General features: G+C 57.9%; 23 protein-coding genes. 5 read left to right on the top strand and 18 right to left on the bottom strand.

Annotated elements, in window-relative coordinates:
* Positions 1 to 3: 3 nt before the first annotated feature.
* Together PPL01S_RS10840 and PPL01S_RS10845 are read left to right on the top strand one after the other, a co-directional pair.
* Positions 4 to 771 carry an MlaA family lipoprotein gene (locus PPL01S_RS10840; protein ID WP_016393593.1) on the top strand — a complete coding sequence of 256 codons (768 nt, stop codon included), beginning with the start codon at positions 4 to 6 and terminating at the stop codon, positions 769 to 771.
* Complete coding sequence (locus PPL01S_RS10845; RefSeq protein ID WP_016393592.1) at positions 764 to 1,000, top strand: hypothetical protein; 237 nt, start codon at positions 764 to 766, stop codon at positions 998 to 1,000. Before PPL01S_RS10840 ends, PPL01S_RS10845 begins: the two co-directional genes overlap by 8 nt.
* A gap of 18 nt (positions 1,001 to 1,018) precedes the next feature.
* Here the strand turns inward: PPL01S_RS10845 and PPL01S_RS10850 are convergent, their stop codons facing one another.
* The 13 genes from PPL01S_RS10850 to flgB form a co-directional block, all read right to left on the bottom strand.
* The gene (locus PPL01S_RS10850) at positions 1,019 to 1,306 is read right to left on the bottom strand and encodes a DUF3303 domain-containing protein (protein WP_016393591.1); all 288 of its coding nucleotides are present in this window, start codon (positions 1,304 to 1,306) and stop codon (positions 1,019 to 1,021) included.
* 428 nt (positions 1,307 to 1,734) lie between these two features.
* The gene (locus PPL01S_RS10855; protein WP_016393590.1) at positions 1,735 to 2,781 is read right to left on the bottom strand and encodes a hypothetical protein; all 1,047 of its coding nucleotides are present in this window, start codon (positions 2,779 to 2,781) and stop codon (positions 1,735 to 1,737) included.
* 15 nt (positions 2,782 to 2,796) lie between these two features.
* Positions 2,797 to 3,702 (bottom strand): flagellar hook-associated protein FlgL, encoded by a 906-nt coding sequence (gene flgL / locus PPL01S_RS10860; protein WP_033743029.1) that lies wholly within the window; start codon positions 3,700 to 3,702, stop codon positions 2,797 to 2,799.
* Positions 3,703 to 3,735: 33 nt separating this feature from the next.
* The gene (gene flgK / locus PPL01S_RS10865; protein WP_028624984.1) at positions 3,736 to 5,103 is read right to left on the bottom strand and encodes a flagellar hook-associated protein FlgK; all 1,368 of its coding nucleotides are present in this window, start codon (positions 5,101 to 5,103) and stop codon (positions 3,736 to 3,738) included.
* The gene (locus PPL01S_RS10870) at positions 5,100 to 6,131 is read right to left on the bottom strand and encodes a lytic transglycosylase domain-containing protein (RefSeq protein WP_028624985.1); all 1,032 of its coding nucleotides are present in this window, start codon (positions 6,129 to 6,131) and stop codon (positions 5,100 to 5,102) included. The genes flgK and PPL01S_RS10870 overlap by 4 nt, the downstream gene beginning before the upstream one ends.
* Positions 6,132 to 6,143: 12 nt before the next feature.
* Positions 6,144 to 7,247, bottom strand: a complete 1,104-nt coding sequence (locus PPL01S_RS10875; protein ID WP_033743031.1) for a flagellar basal body P-ring protein FlgI — start codon at positions 7,245 to 7,247, stop codon at positions 6,144 to 6,146.
* Positions 7,248 to 7,262: 15 nt separating this feature from the next.
* Positions 7,263 to 7,925: a flagellar basal body L-ring protein FlgH gene (gene flgH / locus PPL01S_RS10880; protein WP_028624987.1), complete on the bottom strand. Its 663-nt coding sequence runs from the start codon at positions 7,923 to 7,925 to the stop codon at positions 7,263 to 7,265.
* A gap of 8 nt (positions 7,926 to 7,933) precedes the next feature.
* Positions 7,934 to 8,719 carry a flagellar basal-body rod protein FlgG gene (gene flgG / locus PPL01S_RS10885; RefSeq protein ID WP_016393584.1) on the bottom strand — a complete coding sequence of 262 codons (786 nt, stop codon included), beginning with the start codon at positions 8,717 to 8,719 and terminating at the stop codon, positions 7,934 to 7,936.
* Between the two features lie 19 nt (positions 8,720 to 8,738).
* Entirely contained in the window at positions 8,739 to 9,467 is a 729-nt protein-coding gene (locus PPL01S_RS10890; RefSeq protein WP_028624988.1) for a flagellar basal body rod protein FlgF, read from the bottom strand.
* A gap of 9 nt (positions 9,468 to 9,476) precedes the next feature.
* A complete protein-coding gene (gene flgE / locus PPL01S_RS10895) occupies positions 9,477 to 10,664 on the bottom strand; it encodes a flagellar hook protein FlgE (RefSeq protein WP_028624989.1) in 1,188 nt (395 codons plus the stop codon).
* A gap of 75 nt (positions 10,665 to 10,739) precedes the next feature.
* Positions 10,740 to 11,378 carry a flagellar hook capping FlgD N-terminal domain-containing protein gene (locus PPL01S_RS10900; RefSeq protein WP_028624990.1) on the bottom strand — a complete coding sequence of 213 codons (639 nt, stop codon included), beginning with the start codon at positions 11,376 to 11,378 and terminating at the stop codon, positions 10,740 to 10,742.
* A complete protein-coding gene (gene flgC, locus PPL01S_RS10905; protein ID WP_028624991.1) occupies positions 11,378 to 11,806 on the bottom strand; it encodes a flagellar basal body rod protein FlgC in 429 nt (142 codons plus the stop codon). Before flgC ends, PPL01S_RS10900 begins: the two co-directional genes overlap by 1 nt.
* Positions 11,807 to 11,811: 5 nt before the next feature.
* A complete protein-coding gene (gene flgB / locus PPL01S_RS10910; RefSeq protein ID WP_028624992.1) occupies positions 11,812 to 12,168 on the bottom strand; it encodes a flagellar basal body rod protein FlgB in 357 nt (118 codons plus the stop codon).
* A 97-nt stretch (positions 12,169 to 12,265) separates the two neighbouring features.
* On the opposite strand from flgB, the gene flgA reads away from it, so the two are divergent.
* The 3 genes from flgA to PPL01S_RS24300 all read left to right on the top strand — a co-directional run bounded on the left by flgA (position 12,266) and on the right by PPL01S_RS24300 (position 15,494).
* The gene (gene flgA, locus PPL01S_RS10915; protein ID WP_156042649.1) at positions 12,266 to 13,075 is read left to right on the top strand and encodes a flagellar basal body P-ring formation chaperone FlgA; all 810 of its coding nucleotides are present in this window, start codon (positions 12,266 to 12,268) and stop codon (positions 13,073 to 13,075) included.
* A gap of 112 nt (positions 13,076 to 13,187) precedes the next feature.
* Positions 13,188 to 14,189, top strand: a complete 1,002-nt coding sequence (locus PPL01S_RS10920) for a flagellin N-terminal helical domain-containing protein (protein WP_028624994.1) — start codon at positions 13,188 to 13,190, stop codon at positions 14,187 to 14,189.
* A gap of 519 nt (positions 14,190 to 14,708) precedes the next feature.
* A complete protein-coding gene (locus PPL01S_RS24300; RefSeq protein ID WP_050483638.1) occupies positions 14,709 to 15,494 on the top strand; it encodes a winged helix-turn-helix domain-containing protein in 786 nt (261 codons plus the stop codon).
* 47 nt (positions 15,495 to 15,541) lie between these two features.
* Here PPL01S_RS24300 and PPL01S_RS10930 read toward each other — a convergent pair whose 3' ends face one another.
* The 5 genes from PPL01S_RS10930 to PPL01S_RS10950 form a co-directional block, all read right to left on the bottom strand.
* The gene (locus PPL01S_RS10930) at positions 15,542 to 16,450 is read right to left on the bottom strand and encodes an OmpA family protein (RefSeq protein ID WP_028624995.1); all 909 of its coding nucleotides are present in this window, start codon (positions 16,448 to 16,450) and stop codon (positions 15,542 to 15,544) included.
* Positions 16,447 to 17,319, bottom strand: coding sequence for a flagellar motor stator protein MotA (gene motA / locus PPL01S_RS10935; protein ID WP_028624996.1), 873 nt, complete (start codon positions 17,317 to 17,319; stop codon positions 16,447 to 16,449). Before motA ends, PPL01S_RS10930 begins: the two co-directional genes overlap by 4 nt.
* Before the next feature lie 2 nt (positions 17,320 to 17,321).
* Complete coding sequence (locus tag PPL01S_RS10940; RefSeq protein ID WP_016393573.1) at positions 17,322 to 18,056, bottom strand: FliA/WhiG family RNA polymerase sigma factor; 735 nt, start codon at positions 18,054 to 18,056, stop codon at positions 17,322 to 17,324.
* Positions 18,057 to 18,063: 7 nt separating this feature from the next.
* Complete coding sequence (locus PPL01S_RS10945; protein WP_016393572.1) at positions 18,064 to 18,531, bottom strand: flagellar basal body-associated FliL family protein; 468 nt, start codon at positions 18,529 to 18,531, stop codon at positions 18,064 to 18,066.
* 63 nt (positions 18,532 to 18,594) lie between these two features.
* Positions 18,595 to 19,662: a flagellar hook-length control protein FliK gene (locus PPL01S_RS10950; protein ID WP_050483639.1), complete on the bottom strand. Its 1,068-nt coding sequence runs from the start codon at positions 19,660 to 19,662 to the stop codon at positions 18,595 to 18,597.
* Positions 19,663 to 19,665: the final 3 nt, after the last annotated feature.

Consider the following 19,665-nt stretch of genomic DNA (forward strand, 5'->3'; position numbering starts at 1 on the left):
CCCATGCCCAAGTCTTCTTCAGCTTACAAAACGGTTCTCGCCCTGACCCTGGTCGCCGCCAGCGGCTGCAGCAATCGCCCGCCTGCCAGTACCTGCGGGCACGCGGCCTATCAGGTCAGCGACCCGGCCGAGCCAGCCAACCGCGCCGTGTTCGCCTTCAACCGAAGTGTCGACGACTACGCGCTGGCCCCGGTCGCCCGTGGCTACAAGCACTTGCCGGACTTCACCCGCCAGGGCGTGCACAACTTCACGACCAATTTCGGCGAGCCGAAGGTCTTTGTCAACGATGTGCTGCAAGGCAATGGCGAGCGGGCGATGACCAGCCTGTCGCGCTTCATGTTCAACACCACCCTGGGTGTGGCGGGCCTGTTCGACGTGTCCAGCAAGATGGGCCTGCCTTACCACACCTCGGACTTTGGCCAGACCTTCGCGGTATGGGACATGGCCGATGGCCCGATCGTCGAAATGCCGCTGCTGGGCTCGCACAACCTGCGTGATGCCACCGGCGCCGTGCTGGGCCTGGCGCTCAACCCATTTGGCGACAGCAGCGACACGGTCGCCACGATGACCACCGTGGCGACAGCCGGCGGCATGGTCGACGGTCGCGCGGCAGCGTTGCCGGTGACCGACATGCTGAGCCTGCAACCCGATTACTACAGCGCCTTGCGTGACTACACGGCCCAGCAGCGTGCTGACCGGGTAGCCGAGGCCGAGATCGGCGCGCCGGGCAAACGCCCGTCGAGCTGCCAGGAGACGACTCGCGATGAATGATGTCGTCCAGTCCCCGGTGCTGTTGTTCCGCCGTCTGGAAAGCGACCCGCAGCAGGCGCTGCTGCACGAGCTCGAGGCGCGGGTGTCCGACGATGGCCGGGACCTGATCGTGAGCCGCTATCGCGAGCGGTACGGCAACGGCAATGCCATCCAGCGCCAGGAAGTGCATCGCCGCGTGCCGATTGCCACGCTGTTGAAGTGGATGGCCAGGGAAGGCCTGACGCTCTAGCCATCCATTAGCGAGGGTTCAGAGCGCCATCTTGCTGACGGCGGCAACGAGCAGCGGCCCGGTCTGCTCGTCGGTCATCGCCGGATAGACGTGCATCTGCATCAGGTCGCTCCAGTCCATCGTCCATTGCAATACCGGGTTGAGGTCATCGCTTTCGACCACGGCGAACCCCAGCAGCTGCCCCACGGCATGCCAGCGGCCCAGCACCTTCAGGTTGGCGGGCGCCACCCCGCCGGTCTTGGCGAAGCGAGCCATGGCGGCATTGCGATTTTCCGGGGCGATGGTCCAGTGAATGATGAACAGCATGTGGCACCTCCCAGTTGCTCGGCACCTCTGCGATACGCCCGCCCTGGGGCACCGCGGCCATGAGCGAGTGAATGCGCCAAGATTAGGCATAGCAGCGACCAGGGCCTTTTGCACGGTTGCCCGTCAAGGCGGCGTGCGAAAGCGCCAGTTCCATATCTTCCCGATGTCTGTCATTCAAATTACGCCGCCGCCTGGTCAGCTCATCAAGATCACTGTCGCCCTCTGTGCCTTATCAGGAAATCGGCATTTCTCACACTTTTAAAATGGCCTATCAAAAATGTCAGTAGACCGCCTGACAGACTTGGGCAACTATTTGGACAACACGCGCACCTTTGGCACACAAGTGAATCTGGAGCCAAGACATGGACGAAACAACCAGCACGGCCACTCATGCCCACAGGAGCATCTTCGCAGCAGCGCTTTGCAATTTAGCCCAATACCCCAACAACGCCATGCTGAGACAGTTGCGCCTGGCTCAATACAATCTCGGCCACGCGGCTGTACGGCGAATTTTGACGCACAGGCGGCTGGAACAAACGTCCGACAACATCATGCGCCCAGCGTTGTTCATCCTTGCTTTCATGGTGCCTTAGTTGCTCTGTGGATTCGGCCTGACGTCGATTGAGCTGGTCGACAACCCCGCTAATATGCTGCAAGGCTTTGTCCAGCCGGCTGATCAGTCGCTTTGTCTCTTCACGCCCGCATTTAGGCACGGCCAATGGCGCCCCCAGCAGGTTGTCTTTCTGACTGTCTATCGGGGTAAAACCGTCTTTGCGAAACAGCTTGTCCTCCCCCTGAACCGACAGCTGATCCTTGAGTTTGCGCCAGTGCACTTCGTCAGCCGAGAAACTCAGTTGGTCTGCACCGGCCAATTGCACATGTATACCCGCTCGGGACAGTGCGCTGTTGATCCGATACAGCAACTGCTTCGGCGGCATATCGTCATCCAGCACCACAGCAATAGGGCCCGGCAAGTAGCGCCCGGTGTTAAACAGTAAGGTCTCACTGCCGGACGCCTGCACAGCCTGCATAGACTCCAGCCCCTTTATGGTGAATCGGCTGCGTAACGGCTCATCAAGTTTGAGGTTCAACTGAGCATCCAGGCTACTGCCCGACCGTTGAGAACGGTCGTCGAGCAATCGATTGAGCCGGACTACCAAACGGCTGAGGGCGTTTTCATCCACTACTGCCCCGCTTGAGGCATTAGCACCGTCGCGCAACCCTCGCTTGAGCTCGTCAAGCAGCTCGGCCACCTCTTGCAGGTAGGCCAGCGCGGACTGAACAGAAGAGGACTGCTGGTTGATTTGCACACTCAGCTGTGCAATTTTCTCCATCTGCAGTTGTGCGGATGGCGCAGGTATCGGAAACGCCACACGGAGGTCACGCTGAGTTTCGACGGTATTGCGCAATTGACTGCGCGCCCGCACGCCGATGCCATAAGACGCAACAACCGACCGTTCTTTGGCAATTTTCATGAGCGCCTCGTTTGTTTAAATCAGTTCAAACGGAGAAAATTTCGCCAGTAAGCTGTATACTTTCTGGCTGGCTTGCATCGACACTTCATAGTTGCGCAGCTTTAAAATCGCTTCAGTCATGTCCTGCTTCGCCAAACCATCTTGCGTTCTCTGGTTAACCCCTTGACGATCAATGTTAATGTTTTCCATCAACTGCAACATATTTTGTCGCGCCCCCAGGTCGCCGATGGCACTCCGTACCTTGGCGCGAGCAACCTCCAGGAAAGCTAACGAGTCTTCCAGCAATTGCTTGGGGCTTTCCTCCCCCGGGGTGATTTTTTTAAGCCCGTCGACCAACTTATGCAGCCCGTTAAGCAAGTCAGGGGATTCACCCAGTAAATCTGCGGCCGTGACATTTGCGTCAATCTCAACGCGGTTACCGACCACGGCCTTCCTGACCGTGCTATTGCCAATAATCTTATACTCGCCTTCGCTGTACCGAACCGCCGGCGTGTCGGTTTTCGTACCGGAAAACAGGTAGTTTCCAGCGTCATCCTTGGCATTGAAGCAATCGACTACGATTTTCGCGTAATTCGACAGCTCACTGGCAAACGCCGCCAGGTTCTCGGCGCCATTACTTCCGTTACTCGCTGCCAGTAACAAATCGCCCAAGGCGTCCAGCGCATCGGAGCTCGACTTCAGATGGACTTCCTGAATCTGCAGGTCGCCGATCACGCTGCCAATGTCTTTATTGTATCGAACCAAGCTAGCCTGCTCGCTCTGCATAGCTCGCAGGCGAGCACTGGCGACCGGGTCGTCCGAGGGTTTATCCATCCGCTGACCGCTGGCGATCTGCGACTGCAGCTTGGCGATTTCTTCGCTTTTACGGTTCAGGTTGGCCTGCATCGCGGCACTGGTTTGCGCGTTTGAAACTCGGGGCATCGTTAACCTTTCCGAACTCATCGTGGATGCGGCTCAAAAGCACGCTAGGAGGTAGCCGAACAACTCGTTGTCGACCTGGATTACCTTCATATTGGCCTGCACTGTCTTGCTGTAATCCATTATCGCCAGCGCTTCTTCGCTGTCGCTCACGGCGCTGACACTATCGCGCTGTGCCTGTGCCTGCATGGCAACATCGGTGGCAGTTTTGAGATCTGCTTGATTACATCGGCTGACGCTGGCGACTTGCCCCAGCATCGAGCTGAAGGCCTCACTCAATGTGACCTGGTTGCCCTGGATTTGAACTTTTTTGTTTTTCAACTCGATCATGCCCAACAAAACGGTATTGCTGCCCTTTTCGTCCGGCTTATCAGCAAACGCCAGCCCCTCAGGCCTGAGGTCGTTCATCTGCAGCAACTTGGTGACATTGCCGGGATTGCAAGTCAACAATTCCAGGCCAACCAGGCCATTGAGGCCATAACCTCGCGACTGGGACTCATTGACCATTTCCGTCAACGCTTGTGCCATTTTCCCTAGGCGTTCTCGTGCCTCCAACAGTTCGCCATGCTCGACATTGTGCAAGCCACCTAAAGCGCCACCCAGCGCGCTCTGCCCCAAGACGAAGTGGCTATCGATAAAACTCAGCGAAACCTCCTGCCCTCCTCCGGCAAGGGCCATGATCGACAGCTGCCCTGCCGTATGTCCTGATACCATTGGCAGCCCATCAGCCAGGGAAACGCTCAATGCGCCTGTCCGAGCCTCGGTAACGCGTATATCGACGTACTGGCTCAGTTTGCCTATCAACAAGTCGCGCTCGTCCTGCAACACAGAACTGTCACCGCCATGGGACTGGGTTTCTACGACTTTCTTATTCAAGCGGGCCAAGTTACCTGCCAAGCCATTGATCTCATTGACAATGTCAGAACGTTGCCCACGCAGTGCCTTGAGTTGGTCGTCAATGTTGCTATTCAAGCCATTGACGCACTGGGTGAGACTTTTCGTCTCGTCCAAAACCTGCTGACGCTGCGGCAGATCAGCAGGACGGCTACTGGCCTCGCTCAGGGCAGCAAAAAATTGGTCAAGGCCAGTGCGGACGCTTGCCCCCTCGCTGTCCATGGCGCACTCCAGCGAGCCCAGGTACTCTTGGGCGGCCTTGTACCGATGCATTTCAGTGGTTGCGTGCCATAGCTGCCGATTTTTGAAGTCATCAACAATGCGACGCACCTCCGAGACCTCCACGCCGCCGCCCGCCGACAAGCTGCTCGGCCCTGCAAGCGACCCCGTCACGGTAGTCAGACGGCTATACCCTGGGGTGTTCAAATTCGCGACATTCTGCGCCGAAGCGTGCAACCCGCGCTGTCCGGCAGCTATGCCTGAATAGCCGATCTGGCTCATCGAACTCATGATTCAATCTCCTGGCGCACAAGCCGCAGGTTCGGGGCAAAAGCCGCCGAGCGAACGCCAGCTGTGCTGATGACGGTGGACGTTGGTCCTGTACTAAAGGCGACCCTTGCCTCCATACCCTTAAGCGTTGTCGCCTGGATAGCCGAAACGGTCGGCTGGGGTGTCGGCAAGCTGCGTGTTCGGGCAACGGCGTCCAGATCGGCCAGAATCGAGCGGGTGTACTGGCGTGTCTCCTGGAACGGAATTCGCTCCACCCATTGTTCCACGCTGAGGCCGCCCTGACGGGGATCGCCAATGCTCTTGAGCCACTGGTCTATATACCCGGGGCCAGCGTTGTAAGCAGCAACCGCCAGGGCAACCGCACCGTCGTAACGTTTGAGCATTTTGCTCAGGTAGGCGCTACCCAGACGCTTGTTGTAGTCAGCGTCGGAAGTCAGTCGTCCTTCGGAATACTCCAGACCTAACTCATCGGCCATTTCACGAGCAGTCTCTGGCATCAGTTGCATCAGACCACGGGCACCTTTGTTGGAAACAGCAGCAACCTGACCGGCAGACTCGTGTTTGATCACCCGCTCGACCAAGGCCATCAATCCCTTGGCTGTTGAGGCAAGACTGTCAATACCCTGTTGCCAGGTATCGATGATCGGTGCCAGCAGGCCATCAACTGTTGGAGGAGCGGATGCTGCAGGGGGCAGGTCATGATGCGTAGCCCCATCGACAGCCGCTGCGCGACTCCCTGAAAGTTGCTTGACCAGCATTTCGGTGACCCCGGTCTTACGCTGGCTGGCAAGGTTGTCGGCCAGGGCTTCGTCGTAGAGCTCACTCAGGGTGTCCATCTGGCGGCTGCGCAGTGAACTGCCTTCAGACAGAACGTCACTAGCTTTGCGCATCTGCTTCAGAATCTGGCGCAGAAACATCGCTTCGAACTGTTCGGCGGCCATCTCCAGACGAGCCTGTTGAACCACAGGTGCATCCTGATTCCCGCCGGGTACCGGTTTTCCGTGCTGCGTAATAGGAGTAACGCTCATGACAGTAAGGCCTTAAATCACAATCAGTTCGGCGTTCAATGCACCGGCCTGCTCAAGGGACTGAAGAATGCTCATGACATCGTCAGGCGTTGCCCCGAGGCTGTTGATGGTCTTGATAATGCTGTCGAGGTCGGAACCTTCAGGCCAGGCGAACATCCCGTTGCGGCTGTGGCTGACATCGATATCGGAGCGCGGCACCACGGCGGTCTGGCCTCGCGAAAACGCCCCGGGCTGACTGACTTGCGGGGCCTCACTGATCGTCACACTCAAACTGCCGTGAGCCACGGCCGCCGCCTTGACCCGCACCCCCTGCCCCACCACCACCGTGCCGGTGCGACTGTTGAACACCACTTTCGGTCGGCTTCTACCCTCTTGCACCTCAACTGACTCCAGTATGGCCATGAACGTGACTCGCTGGCTGCTCGACTGCGGCGCTCGCACCGATACCTTGGTACCGCTCAGTGCCCTGGCCGTGGAGGCACCGAAAAGGGCATCAATCGCTGCAACGATGTGGCTGGCAGTCTGGAAGCTTGGGACACGAATATTGAGCATGACATCACTGCGCTCGCTGAAGTCGCCGGGAATCATCCGCTCGATGGTTGCGCCATTGGCTATCCGCCCACCGTTAGCGGTATTGACCGTAACGCTGGAACCGCTTGCCCCCTCGGCCTTGAGGCCGCCGACCATCAGCGCCCCCTGGGCCAGGGCATAGACCTCTCCGTCAACGCCACGCAACGGCGTCATCAACAGCTGTCCGCCTCGCAAGCTCTTGGCATCGCCCATGGACGCGACGGTGACATCCACCGTCTGGCCGGCGCTATAAGACGGCGGCACTGTTGCAGTCACCATCACTGCGGCCACGTTCTTGAGTTTGGGGTCCATGTTGGGCGGCAGGTTGACACCGAATTGTTTGATCAAGTTGACCGTAGACTGGCTGGTGAACTTGACCTGAGATTTGTCACCCGTACCATCGAGCCCGACGACGAGACCGTAGCCGATCAACTGGTTACCTCGGATACCTTCGACATCCACCAGATCCATCAGGAGGACTGCCTGCACGGGGGCACACAACACAACGCTACATGCCAGCAGCAGGTACTTCAGAGCACATTGCATAGGATGAATTTTCACTCACAAAGGAAATAAAGGGTGGGTGAAAACACGCGTCAACCAACCGGCAGAGTTGCTGTCGTTCAATGCGCCGCGACCAGCGTAGGAAATACGTGCGTTGGAAATGCTCTGGGACGACACTTGGTTGTAACGATTGATATCTTCTACCCGCACCAGACCAGCCAGACGAATGAATTCATCGCCCTGATTCAGACGCAGAGATTTCTCACCCTTTACCAGCAAGGTGCCGTTGGGCAATACCTTGTGCACCGTGACAGCAATGGAGCCCCGCAAAGTGTTCTGCTGCAGGCTTTTCGCCGAGCCATCGAACTTCCGGCCCGCAGCGACGGAAGTCTCCATATCGGGGTAAGCCTTGCCCAACACCGTGGGTACTTCGATGTCTATGCCTGTACGCTTGCCAAAACTTGTACCGGCGCTTTTGCTCGATTGAGTGGATTCGTCGAGCACCACGGTCAGGATGTCACCAACCTTGAGGGCTCGCGTGTCCTGGTACAGCGAACCGCCATTGCCGAACCGGTAAAGCCCGCCGTAGCGCGCCGTCGCCATGTCGTACTCCAGTGGCAACGGTTCATAGGCACTGGAGTCTTCGTCGGGCAGCAGATCGGAAAAGCTTTGGCACCCGCCCAGAGTCAACAGCAACGAAAGCAGGATTATTGTGCGCATTATGATGTTCAGACCGTCTGATTGAGGAACTGCAACATCCCCGACGACGCATCCAGGACCTTGGCATTGGCTTCATAGGCACGTTGAATTGCCATCATCGAAACCATGGCCTCAACTACCTGAACGTTCGACCCTTCCAACTGCCCTTGCTTGATCACACCCAACCCGTCCTCACCGGGAACACCCTCGACCGGTTCACCACTGGCAACGGTCTCTGCGTACAGGTTGCCGCCCAACGCCTGCAGCCCGGATGGATTGGTAAAATTGACCAGGGTAATCTGCCCCACTTCTACCGGCTCACTCCCGCCCGGTAGCTCGACGGTGACGGTACCATCAGTGCCGACCTTGAAGCCCTTATGGCCCACCGGCAGTTCAATCGTAGGTGACAATGGCAAGCCCTGGCTGTTGACCAGCATGCCCTCGGCATTGAGCTGCAACTGCCCGTTCTGGGTGAAATAAATTTCGCCATTGGGGCCTTCAACCTGGAAGAAACCTGGGCCGCTGATCAGCAGGTCCATCGGTTGCCCCGTAGCCTGAATAGTGCCCTCGGTGAACACTTTCTGGGTGCCGGCCACCCGCACGCCACTGCCTAGTTGAATGCCCGAAGGCACCGTGTTGACAGCATCGGCCTGGGCGCCTGGCGGCACCTCGATGCTGTAAAACAGATCTTCGAATACCACCCGGTCGCTTTTGTAGCCAACCGTGTTGACGTTCGCCAGATTATTGGCCACGGTTGCCATGGCCTTGTCTTGTGCGGCCAAGCCAGTCTTACTGATCCAAAGTGCGGAAGTCATGTGTTTTTTCCTCTGGGCATCAAGTGCCGCGAATCATGCCGTTACCGGCCTTGGACAAGTCGTCGGCAGCTTTCATCATCTTGACCTGGGTTTCGAACAAGCGACTCAGGCTCATGCTGCCAACCAGCTGATCGATCGCATTGACATTGCTCGCCTCAAGAAACCCGGGGACCAAGGTCACGTCTTCATCTGTAGCGGCCGGCTCGCCGGTGCGGCTGACCAACAAGCCCGCACTGTCCTTTTGCAACTGCTTAGCCGGAAGGTTCACCAGCTTGATGCGGTCGACTTCGACCATCAACGGCTCGCCCCGTGGCAACACCGAGACGCGCCCATCGTCAGCGATATAGATCGTGTCGAACTCAGGCAGCTCGATAGGCCCACCTTCGCCCAACACTGAACGCCCATTGATGGTCAGACGCCGCTCTGCGTCCACTTGCAAACTGCCGTGACGGGTATAGGCTTCGCCGCCCTTGCCCTCCACGGCAATCAGCCCCGCACCCTGGATGGCAAAATCCATCTCACGCCCGGTCGCCATCAACGCGCCGGGGGCCAGATTGACACCATTGCCTTGGGCCGTTACCAGGTGCCGGCTGTCATAACCCGCGCCACGCAGCGGCACATGCGCCGACTGTTCCATATCAGCGCGAAAGCCAGGGGTATTGACGTTGGCCAGGTTGTTGGCGCGCACACTCATCGCGGTCATGGTGCGACAGGCGGCCCCCATCGCCGTGTATATCAAATGCTCCATGAGTCAGCCTCAGATTGCGTGGAACAGTACTTGGATCAGCTCTTTGTCAGTCGACAACACTTTACTGTTGGCCTGATAGTTGCGCTGCCCTTCCATCAACGCCACCAGTTGCTGGGTCATATCCACATTGGACTTCTCCAGCGCCCCGCTCCTCAGCTCCCCCAACACACCCGTACCCGGTGCACCGATCAGTGGCTTACCGGACTCGCCAGTGGCACTCCAGCGGGTGGCGTCCTCGTTTTTCAAACTGTTGGCATCGGCGAAACTGGCCAGCGCCACCTGCCCTTGCAGCAGGCGTTCGCCGTTGCTGAACGTGGCATATACCTTGCCGTCTTTTTCGATCGACACACCGGTGTTTTCCCCGGCAGCGTAGCCGGACGCATCGTTGGCCGACACGACGAAGCCCGAGGCACTCTGAGTGCTGCGCTGGTAGTCCATCGCGATTCGCAGTGGAGCAGCTCCATCGAGCGCGAATTCGATATTGACCGCCGCCATTGGGGCGGTCAAACGGCCCTGCATATCGAACCGAAGCTCGTGCGGTCCCGCGTCACGCCCATCAACGCGGTAATGGACTTGCCAGGTATCTGCATCTGTCTTGACAAAGTACTGGCTCAACGCGTGCTGCTTGCCTTTGGAGTCGTACACCGATGTGGTGTAGGTGTCGCTGTAGGTTGCAGGGTTTTGAGGGCCGAAGTTTCGGTTGACGATCCCGGGCTTGGTGTCATCCAGGTTGGCCACAAAGGTGACGGCGTCGGTGGCTTTGGCCGGCAGGTTGCCGCTTTGCAAACGCAAGTCATCGAGCGCCCCCACCTTCAGGTTCCAGTCAGCATCCACCGGGTAGCCCTGCAGGCGATGGCCGCTGGCATCGACCAGAACACCCTCACGATTCTTGCTGAAGGCACCGGCACAGGTGTAGGTGGTATCACCATTGCCGCTACGGGTGACGAACAGGCCTGAGCCGCCGGAGATGGCAAGGTCCAAATTGTTGCCGGTCAGCTCCAGGGCACCGCGCACACCCATGGACTGGGATTTGCCCAGCACGCTAACGCCCATCGCCTGGGCGCCAGCGTACAGGCTGCCGAATTCGGTTCTTGATGATTTGAAGCCGGTGGTACCGACGTTAGCGATGTTGTCACTGATGCTGTTGAGTTGTTCCGTGACCGCGCTCAGGCCGGTCTGGGAGATGCTGAAGCTCATGGTGTTGGCCTTGTGTAAATTGGCTGAGGGCAAGCCCGGACGGTCAGCGCCCGGCGCGTTGGCAGATGCGGGAACCTAGCTGAATCCGCTGATACGACTGAACGGCACCCGGCCGACTCCGGCCACATCGAGAACCGACTCGCCATTGTCCTGACGGACATTGCCGACTTTGCCTTTGACCAGAAGGTCAAAGGCTTCGCCACTGCTGGAATCGACCCTGATGTCGTATTTGCCTGGCGCGAGGCCCAGCTTCCGTGGATCGATCGCGAACGCCAACGGGCCTTTACTGCCGGCGGGTAATAGCATTTCGGCGCTGACGCCGTTAACGTCGGTCAATACCGCGCGCAGGTCATTGGTCGCCTGCCGCAGCTCGATCTCGGCGTGCACGGGCTCACCTTGAAGGTCCAGATGATCAGCGCATACCTTGACGGTCTTATCCACAAGGCCAACGGCGCTCATGTGGCGCAGATTTTCCAGCACCGCGTTGTTTTGCTTGGTCAGCGCAGCCATGTTTTCCAGGCTTTGCACCTGGGACATCGACGCGAACTGATTGAGAAACTCGCTACTGTCCACTGGTTTGGTCGGGTCCTGGTTACGAACCTGCGCCACCATCAATTTAATGAAGGTGTTTTGCATCTCACCAGCAGCCGAGTTGGGTTTGATCCGCTCATTGGCCTGGACATTGTTCGACGTGTCGTTATGCACTGCACTCATTACGCCTCTCCCAGCTTCAGTAAACCTTGCTGCATGCTTGTGACCCGATTGAGCACCTCGATAGCCGTCTCGAAACTGCGCGTAGCCGACATCATGTCGGTCATCTCTTCAATCTCGCTGATATCGGGGTAGTACACATGGCCGCTGCGATCGGCCAGCGGATGTTCCGGCTCATAGCGCTTTTTCGCCTCACGCCCGGAAGCCACCACATCCAGCACCTGCACATTCGCCCCGCCCAAACCAGTACCACGACTGAGCTGATGGTTCTGATAAACCGCGGCGAACACAGGCTTGCGCGCCTGGTAAGCCGTGCGGGTGTCAGCGGCTGCCGAATCAATATTGGCCAGGTTGCTGGCCACCGTCTCCAGGCGCACCCTCTGCGCATACATCGCCGAACTTGCGATTCGATAGATAGCGTCGAAAGCCATTGTCGTCAGCGCCCCTCTATGGCTTGCTTAAGGCCACGAAACCCTATGTTGAGAAAGGTCAGGCTGACCTGGAAATCCGCGCTGTTTTTGGCAAAGGCCGCCTGCTCCACGCTCAACTCAACCGTATTGCCATCCAGCGACGGCTGAGCGGGTACCCGATACTGGAGCGGGGCCGGCCGGGCATCGGCAGATGCCGGTGACGACTGGTATCGCGCCATTTGCGCGGCGAAATCCAAATCACGCGCCTGGAAGCCCGGGGTGTCTTCATTGGCCAAGTTGGCCGCAAGGATTTCGCTACGCTGCAGATGCAAGTCGAGGGCGCGCATATGCACCCCCAATGCTTCATCCATCCGTATACTCATCGCCATATACCCCTTGATCAAAGTTCGCTTCACCCCTTGATAGCAGCATTCATGCCAACGCCGAAAAAAAATTAACCTACTGATTTAAAAGAACTTAATGAATCGAAAGCCAATTAAAGAAGCAATTTCACTTCCGCTTTTTGCAATCATCAGAGCATGCCGGGGAAGTAACTTTTCCGCATCGCGCGAATTGATGGCCCTGCTGCTCATTACCCTGCCGACAACAACATGGGGTGACAGCGAACTCAATGTGCAGATCGAAGAGGCCACCAGAGGACACCTGGAGCAACGTCTTGGCGCCCAGGCGCAACGCGAGCACTGGCAAGGCATGCGCTTCACCCAGAAACTGCTTGCCTTACCGCCTGATGCGCCTACAGCGGCCTGTACTGCCCCCTTGACGGTTCGTGCGACCACTGAGAGTGCAACGCTCGCCGAGCGACAGCGCCTGGACCTGCTGTGCACGGCGCAGCCGGGCTGGCGCTTGACGGTAACAGTGCAGGTCAGCGTATTCGTTCAGGCGGTCGTTGCAGCCAAAATCCTGGAGCGAGGGGGGGTAATCACAGCCGACATGCTTGAACGGCGGGAAGTGAGCGTGAGCAAAAACAGTCGAGGCCTTTTCAGTCAAGCCGATGAAGTCATCGGCCTGAGCGCCAAGCGCCGGATTCGCAGCCAGCAGGTGCTCAATCAGGGCATGCTGGTCTCGCCCTGGCTGGTCCGGCGCGGCGAGCGCGTCAGGATGGTTGCCCGCCATGGCGAAATTCAGGCTGTCACTCAGGGCGAGGCACTAAAGGACGGACGCAGTGGCCAAGTGATCCAGGTGAAGAACCTTGCCAGCGGCAGCATCATTGACGCCCAGGTCACCGAGCCTGGCACGGTAACCAGCACCTTCATCCCTTCGCAAAAATAAATTCCGACAGCTATTTAAGTCCACCGCACAGCATGTCGCCTTGGGTAGTCAGGGGGGAGTGAACCTCTTCCCCACAACCCACTTACTGATTGACTAACAAGGGACACACCTCATGCCACTTTCGATTCATACCAACCATGGAGCACTTACCTCCATCAACGTTCTCAACAGGACCAGCCACGACATGGTCATCAGCCAGCAGCGCCTGGCCACTGGCTATCGCATCAATGGGGCAGCTGATAACCCCGCCGGCCTGCAAATCGCCAGCCGTCTAAACGCACAAAGCCGTGGCATGGAGGTCGCCGGGCGCAACATCGCCGATGCCACGTCCATGCTGCAAACCGCCGACAGCGGACTCGAAGAAGTCGGCAACATGCTGCTCCGCATGAAAGACCTGGCCACCCAGGCTGCCAACGGCACGAACGGTACCTCAGACCGCAAAGCGATGCAGAAGGAATACGACGAGCTGGGTAAAGAGTTGTACAACATCCTGGAGAATACCCGCTTCAACGACGAGCAGCTATTCGGCACTAAAGGCGGGGAAAGCAAGCTCAGTAAGGCGATCGATTTCCAGACTGGCGCCAGCGCTGACGAGAAACTGAAATTCGACGCTAGCGCTTTGCTTACTAATCTGCGCGAGACTTTGCTCCAAGCAACCGAGAAATTCGATCCGCAAAAGGTAGCCAACGACCTTCAGGCAAGAAAAACCCCGGCTGAGAATGCACTCGAAGCAGCGAGGCAGAACCCGAATCCAGATCCGGCAGCTATAGCCGCACTGGAAAAGGCACTGAAAGAGGCGAGCGCAGAAGCCGGCAACGAAATCAGCGACAACGTGAATGCCTCCAATTCGATCAGCACACTGACGAAGGCACTGGATTCTGTCGGCGAGATGCGCGCCTCGTTCGGTGCCAATCTCAACCGTCTGACGCACATCGACAACAACTTGAGCAACGTTAGAGATAAAACCGACGTCGCCCGTGGCCGTATCATGGATACCGACTACGCCCAGGAAAGCGCCAATAACGCCAAGAACATGATGCGGGCCCAGGCCACCATGTCAATGCTGCAAAATGACAGGCAGATGTCAGGCATGGTCCTCAACCTGCTTCGATAAACGCAGCCCATACGCCCTCGACGCGACTCGGGGGCGTTTTGAGCAAGGTGATCTACCACTACTTGCTCCTTCCAGCCTTAAATTCAGACCTCTGGCACCCTTAGTCCGTATTAAGAGCTACGCCACCGCTCCCTTTTCATAATTAGATGGGAGCGATACTGTACTTGCTTCTCCTCTCGCAACGCCAAGCGCGCCCCCCCAAAAAAGATCGACGCCCATCATGCATCCGGGTTTCTGGCCGCCCGTCCGTTCCGAGGAGGAAAAGAGCACGTCAGGCGAGGTGCGCCTTTTGAAACGGTCACTCGGTTATCCAGTACACAGGGCTCCGCCTCTATCCGCCACACGGAACCGCTACACAACAGCGCCCTGCCCGCCAGGCTCGCTGTACCCTCGAAAGCTCAAGAATTGCCTTGCAGTAAATTCAGCCAATTCAATAGGTAATTAAGAATTTCCTTGCATCAACCTCAGGCCATCCAATAAAAAAATAAGGCTCTTCCTACAACCATCTCGAACTTTTCCATGACCACATTTTTTCCGAACATAAGGACCGGTCACAGCGAGCACGCCGCTATTTTCTGCCCGGTGTTTCACACACTGACAGTACTCAAAGGAGAGGAAACTGAGAAAATCGAGCTGGGATATGCCGGCGGCCGTTTGCTGGCTCGGCTGATGCAGGAGCCCGGGCAGTTAGTACCTCGCGCAACACTGATCGCCCATGCCTGGAGTGACCGTATTGTCGGTCAGGGCAGCCTTAACCAACAGGTGTATACGCTGCGCAAAATACTCGGTGATGAAAAGAGCCGCCAGATCATTCAAACCGTCCCCAGGCGCGGCTACCTGCTCAACCCTGCCTTTCTGGTCGCCGCTGCTCCAGCGCCTGCGCCGGTTACTGAAACGTTCGAAAACCCGCTTGATGGCACTGCGCAGCGGCCAGCGCCAAACAATCAACCCGCGGTACGATCGAACACACGGCGCACGCGGACAGTGGCCATCGTATTGGCCACGCTCCTGCTGGGCTATTTGTACGCTGCATTGCCAAGCCAACACTTCCCCGAGCGCCTGCAGGGCACTGAGAATACGAACAATCGCCCACCCCAGACGCCGAAGCTGATCAGCCCCCCACAGACACTCACCGAACGCCTGATCAAACTTCAAACGGAGCGAAAAACCGGTCGCATTGGTGATACGTCGACAGGGAAGCCGTTAAATACCCCCGGGCAACCCAGCGAGAACTGCACCATCACCCTGCATGATAGCGTCCCCCCTGATCTGAGCGACAACCGGCTGCGCGAATGTGTCTATTGATGCACCCCGCCCAGCCTGCTTACCCAAAGCAGCGCGCATCGATCGCACTATTCAATTTTTTGCGCCCTGGGCGCGCCAGGTTCGACAAAATCGGCCGCATGGCCGGTGTAGCGTACATACCGCTCACTGAACAATTGCCGATACAAGGCCTCTGCTTGGCTGGTCAACAATAGCAATTCAATCCGTCGATTGGCACCGCTGAGCGGCTCATCGCTACGCAAGAGCATCTGATCGGCCTGGGCTGACACTTGCAGAATACCGGTCGCGGGCAAGCCGGCTGCGACCAGTACGGCGCGCGCCGACAAGGCCCGCTCGCCTGACAAATTCCAGTTGTCATAACCACCAGCGCCTCGATAGGGTGTGGCGTCGGTGTGTCCACTGATAATCAGTTTGTTCTCGACCTTGAGCAACTCCGTGGCCAAGGCAGCCAGCAGGGCACGAAAATGAGGATTTAACTGGGCACTGCCACGCTCGAACATGAAGCGTCGTTCGTCGTCCTTGATCAGGATACGCAAGCCCTGGGGTACCACCTGCACCTGGACGTTGGCCAGGGCGTCTGCGCGCTCGGCCAACAGACTCATCAGCCTGGCCAGTGTCTGCAACTCGGCTTCGCTGTCGTAGCGTTCTGCGGCCTGCCCGGCATCCTCAATATCATGGGGCTCTCTGGACCGCTCGGGATTTTGCACCAGACCGACGAAGTCGATCGGCTCTCGGCTGACACTGTCAAAAATACCAAGACCACCCTGCACAACCGTAGCGCCATGTTCAACCGTCGGTGTTCTGAGTTGCTCATCGATCTGCGGCTGGATGATCCACAACACCATGAACAGCGCCATCATCGCCAGGGTAAAGTCGGCAAATGCGACCTTCCAGGCACCAGACTGCTGCTCAGCATGGCCACGCTTGCTACGGCGCTTGACGATAACCCGTTCGCCTTGCTCGGCACGTAGGCTCATAGCGGCCCCCGCTCGTCTTCATAACTGGTGACCCATTTTTCCAGGTGTTTGAACGCTGGCTTGACATCCTGTTCAATCAGTTTCCGACCAGCATCCACAGCCAGCAGGGTCGGCTTGCCGGCAACATGGGCCACCAACGTGGTGCGGACACATTCAAGGGCCGAGAGCTCAGTGCGAATGCGCTGCGTCATGGCATTGCTCATGGGTTCCATCAGGCAATAGCAAAGGAAGATGCCCAGGAAGGTTCCCACCAGCGCAGCGGCCACATGAGTCCCGATCTCTGCAACTGACCCGCCGATGCTGTCCATGGTGGTGATGATGCCCAGAATCGCCGCCAGGATACCGAACCCCGGCATGGCCTCACCAACCTTGTGCAGCGAGCGCGACGGCAACAGCAGAGTGTCATGCATGGCATCAAGCTCCTGCTCCAGAAAGCCTTCCAGTTCGTGGGCTTTGATCTTGCCCATGGCCATCAGGCGGAAGTTGTCGGCGATGAACGCCATCAGGTTTTTTTCCTGAAGGATGAGCGGGTACTTGGCAAACAGCTCGCTTTGATCCGGCTCCTCGATGTGCGCATCCAACGCCCTGAGGCCACCGATCTCTACGGTTTCAAGCAGTTCATACAGCACCATCAGCAACTGACGCTGAAACTCTTCGCCGCGCCGCTTGAATGAGAAAATGCCTTTGATTTGCGAGCACATTTCCAGCAGTACTTCCTTCGGATTGCCGATGATCAGACTCCCCAGCGCCGCCCCCAGTACAATGATCACTTCTGCGGGCTGCCATAACACCGATACACCTCCCCCGCTCGTAACGAAACCGCCCAGCACGCAGCCGATAATAATTAAAGCGCCCAGAATTTTTTGCACGTTCAGTTACTCTTGGTTAGACAAGCACAAGCCTTTTCGATGGCCTGCTTACTCAACTGACAGACCCGGGCGTCACTGACGTTCAGCACCAAGCCAATTTCTTTAAGATTCAGTTCATGCTGGTAGTACAGCGTCAGCACCAAACGCTCGCGCTCATCGAGATGGTCCAGCGCCTGCGCCAACAAACGCTCGCCAAGTACCAGGTCCTCAACACTGGTACCGCTCTGAAGAAACCCTCGATCGGGATCCAGGAGCAGTGTATCGAGGCTTTCGATGGCTTCCGCCGCCTCGGCTTGCAGATAGGACTGGTACTGCGCATGGTTCAAGCCGGTGGCCTCGAGCACCTCTACATCCTTAGGCTGGCGGCCTAATCTGCGACTGAGCTGGCGTACTGCGTCGCGGACCTTGTGCGCCTGTTGCCGCAGCCGCCGTGGACGCCAGTCCTGCCGACGCAGCTCGTCGAGAATGGCCCCACGAATGCGCATCGCGGCAAACCGGGCAAACTGCTCATCGGGCACGCCATAGCGACGCAGCCCCTCGAGCAGCCCCATCAAGCCAATCTGCTCCATGTCGTCACGGTCGAGGACTTGGCTGGCCTGTATCGATAGCTGATTGACAATGCGCTTGACCAGCGGTAGGTAGTCCATCAACCAACGCTGCTCGGCGCCTGGCAACAATGGGGGCGACAAAGCGTCGCGGGGATCTGGACCGTAAGCGACCAACCAGTTGTCGTCCATGGTCGCTTTACTGCGCCAGCCACTTGCTGACCAGCACTCCACTGAAGGGTATCTGCATTCCCTTGGCGGTGAAATCCCTGGCCAGCTCAGCGTTCAAACGTTGCTGAACTTCATTGATCCGCATGGCTTTCAATTCGCCGAGCGGGAGGCTCGACAGCGAGGCGATCACCGAATGGCGCACCAGTGGCTCAAGCTGTTTGAACAGGCCGGCCTGCTCGTTCTTGTCCACCTGCAGCGCGAGATCAAGGACGAAGTAATGCTCGCGGTCCTCACCTGGCAGGTTCAACACGATTTTTTCCACAGGGTAGAACGCGTACTCGGAAATATCTCGCTGAGCAGGTTTGACGTCGCCCAACTCAGCCAGCGAAACCGCTGCAGGCATAGCGTTCAGATACAGGTAGACGAAAACTCCGCCGCCCACGGTAATTACCAGGTTCAGCCCGACCACTAACAAAATGACACGCGATATTGACATGAGTGTTTCTAATCCATTTAAAACTGAGTGGTGAATTTGGTGTACGGCTGACAATTACGCGTACTAAACCGTGACGAGCACATCGCTAGGCCGTTGCCTGTCCGTTACGGTCGAGGGTTGTTCCTCCGCACGGGCTGCGGAAATGGTTGCGTCGCGACGCGACTGACGCGGCTGGTCGCGCGACTGACGCCCCTGGCTATCGGAAACCTGCACGCTGACTGGCAGCGAACTCTGTTCCAGCAGATCCAGGCGCAAGCGCTCGCTCGTGGCATTCAGCAGACGCACAACATCACTTTGAGCTGCCGACAGATGAACGCTCAGGCGACCAGACTCATGAGTGATGAAAATCTCCAGGCTACCCAGTTCCGGTGGATCCAGGCGAATGGTCGCCTGTTGCAGCCGTTGTTGAAGCTGGACCTCAACCGTTTCGCGAAGCGCGTGCAGCATTTGCTCACCCCAACGCGCCTGCGGCGCGGCAAGCTTGAGCTGGCGGTCAAACACCTGCTCGGCAAGTGCATCGACAGTTGGCGCTCGGGCATCCACACTGACCGACTCAACGTTGAATATCGCGTCCATGTGCATAGCTGCCCTCGCCGGCGCCGGCTGAATGGACACTGATGACGCCAGCGTCGTCCGTGCCTGCTTGTCCGTCAGCTTGCCGAGCAGAAACCCCATGTGCACGTTTTCGTGCCCCTCGACCACCTCATTATCTGCAGCCTGGTCAGCAACCTGCAGCGTTGTTTCAAGCTGGGTCAGCGCCTGCGGGCCACCCCGCGCAAGAGGTGTTGAAGGCGGAGAGTCCCGGGCCTGCACCTGCAACGACTGCTGACTCAACATCATGGCCAACCAATGCTGCGGGCTCACTACCGGCACCGGTTCAGGTTCTGACTCAGCCTCAGACTCAGACTCAGCCTTACGCTCGACCTGCACTTGACCTTCATCGCTAGCGTCCATACTGCTGCTCACCAACCTCTGCGTTTCAAATGGCGCCGATGGCTCAGCAGAGACAGATATCTGGGGGTCTTGCAGCAACAACTCAAAGCTGTCGCCCGGCAGCGTCGTCTTCGGTAACACCTCGAACAATGGTTCGACCGGGGCGACGCCACCCATCAGCGGGAGTGAAACGCTCATGAC

It is taken from the genome of Pseudomonas plecoglossicida NBRC 103162 = DSM 15088 (genome assembly GCF_000730665.1).
GTDB classification, from domain to species: Bacteria; Pseudomonadota; Gammaproteobacteria; order Pseudomonadales; family Pseudomonadaceae; genus Aquipseudomonas; species Aquipseudomonas plecoglossicida.